This is a genomic window from Streptomyces sp. NPDC007863 (assembly GCF_040633895.1).
Lineage (GTDB): Bacteria > Actinomycetota > Actinomycetes > Streptomycetales > Streptomycetaceae > Streptomyces.
Genome location: NZ_JBEYEI010000054.1, coordinates 1 through 2,167 on the forward strand (window position 1 = coordinate 1; position 2,167 = coordinate 2,167).

Here is a 2,167-nt window from a genome sequence, read left to right on the forward strand (position 1 = left end):
CTCGATGACCAGAAATCGATCACTCGGGAAGGTACGCCCTCCGCGTTCCGCGAGCACCCCTCCCGAGTCCGATCCACAGGTCTTGAGCATTGCTCGTCCTTGAGCGCCTCGTCGGCATGGGTGAAGAAGGTCTCAAGGGCCTCGATCAGCGGCATCGGTTGCTGGATGCATTCAAGCGCGAGGGCTTTGATGTTCCAGGAGCAGAGCGGCTTACTGTGCGTCTTGTTCCAGTGCTTGAGCAGGCGCACAGTGCGGGCGAACACGCGGTTAGTGTCATCCAGCGCCCTCAGCACCAGTTTCGTATGCGTGAGCGGGTCTGCTCGATCCCAACGATCAGAGATCTCCATGTTCGGGATGTACAACCCCACGCCAGAGGGATGCGGGATCGCGGTCATCACATCCGCCGTGAAGTCTGACTGTCCGGGTGTCACGGGGTCACCGAACCTCACAAGCACGGCACGCCGCCGGCCTTCGACCTGCACCGTGAGGTTGGGAAATTCCTCCCCCAACTCGGCCCTGATCGCCTCCCTCGCACGTTCCATCAGCGGCAGCGCGCCCTTCCCGCCTGGCCCGTAGCCCTCAGCATCCCGTGCGGAGAGCTTCGCTCCGAGGTCGACGTCGGTCAGCGGGGTATTCGCGTCCCCATGCGCGACGCTGCCATTGAAGTAGATCGTGCTGCCCGGGAAGGCGTGACGCATGGCCCTGGCCAAGAGCCGTCTTCGGCGTCTGGCCTCGTCGAGCTCGCCGTCGGTCACTTCGATGGCGTGACGGGCGTCCTCAAGCAGTTGCCCTAGACTCTCCTGTTTCACCGTTAGTTCCTCCTTCTCGCACCGTTATCACCCGTTCCCAGGCATCTGAACCTTCGTTAGGCATATGACTTTGAAGGCTCCGAGGCTGAGGGAACGCCCCTTGCGCTCCTCAATGGTCCGCCCCGCAGAGGACGCGATCCGCAGGCCATCACGCCTGAGGGGTGACCTCTACCTCGAGAGCGGACAGCCCAGACCTCACGGCGCACCCGTGGGCACATGAACGTCAAGTACAAGGAGACCGCCCGCGGCGGGCTCGCGGTGAGCATCATCGAGTGCTGATGTTCTGCCCTGGCCAGCGCGTTTACATCTTTCAGCGCTGTCAGGGCCTACCCTGCTTGCACAGCGGAAAGTTCCAGGAATCTCCCGCGGACAGATGTGAAAATCCCTGAAAAGTCCTTGGGCTGTCCCTCCCCAGAGAGACGAGGCCCCGCCTCGCACAGCCTTCCAGGCCACCCACAGCTCATCGCCAGGGATGCCAAGGCGGTCTGCGGCGGAGGCGGCAGCACCATCGCCAGCACCAGCAGTCGCCACCCGGAGAATCTCGGGAGATCCTCGTCGTGGTCGCCAAGAACGCCGAAGCGCTGCTCGTTGGCCGGCTAGCACCTGCCCGACAAGGATCTTGAGGTGGGTTCGTGGAGCCAGAGGGCGAGCGCGGCAAGGTGGAATCCGGCCTTGCAGCGGCCACAGGTTGGTCAAATCGGGCGGCGATCGCACGGACGCTGCTTCAGGCGACCGAAGCAGCGACCGAACGCGTCCAAGCTGTCAGCCGAGCCTACGAAGGCCCGAACCACTGAGCTTCTTCAGCAGTCAGGCCGTCACCCGATCGGTGTCCACTCTGAAGAAGCATATTGATCAAGATCCACTGTCGGTACTCGCTGTAGATCCGGAAGACTCAAGAGAGGACGGGCAGGGACTCTGAGGCATCACCTGCTGTACGGCGCCAGTCCCTCGTTGCCGGCGACGACCAGGGAGTCGACGAGAATCTGCCACTCGTCCAACTCGTCAAGTTCATTGGCCGTTGTACGAATTTCCTTGAGCCAGTTGTTCGAAAGCCACGACTGCTTAACCGTGACACGCCCATCTTGAATGCACAGGTCGGAGACCCAGGAGACGCCGCGGGTGACTTGCATTTCCTCCGGGAGTTTTCGCAGGATGCGGATGAGTGCGTCGACCGATTTGACCTCACCTCGAGCGGCTGGCAGCCAATCGTCAATCACCTCAACGAGGTCTTTAGCTCGGATCCAGTCGATGGGTTCACCGACGACGGGCCTTGACCCCGGATTTTGGACACTCGAGACACTTGGATCTTGAGTCCAGGAGAACGGATGTCCCGTGGTCATGAAGCACTATCCGCCGGA

The 2,167-nt window shown here is 61.8% G+C and carries 2 protein-coding genes; both read right to left on the reverse strand.

Translation table 11 applies throughout. From position 1 onward, the window contains the following. Window positions 1-809, reverse strand: an 809-nt coding sequence (locus ABZ621_RS37530; RefSeq protein ID WP_360611656.1) for a hypothetical protein, incomplete at its 3' end; no start/stop codon positions are given. Window positions 810-1,732: 923 nt separating this feature from the next. Next, window positions 1,733-2,149: a hypothetical protein gene (locus ABZ621_RS37535; protein ID WP_360611658.1), complete on the reverse strand. Its 417-nt coding sequence runs from the start codon at window positions 2,147-2,149 to the stop codon at window positions 1,733-1,735. Window positions 2,150-2,167 lie beyond the last annotated feature (18 nt).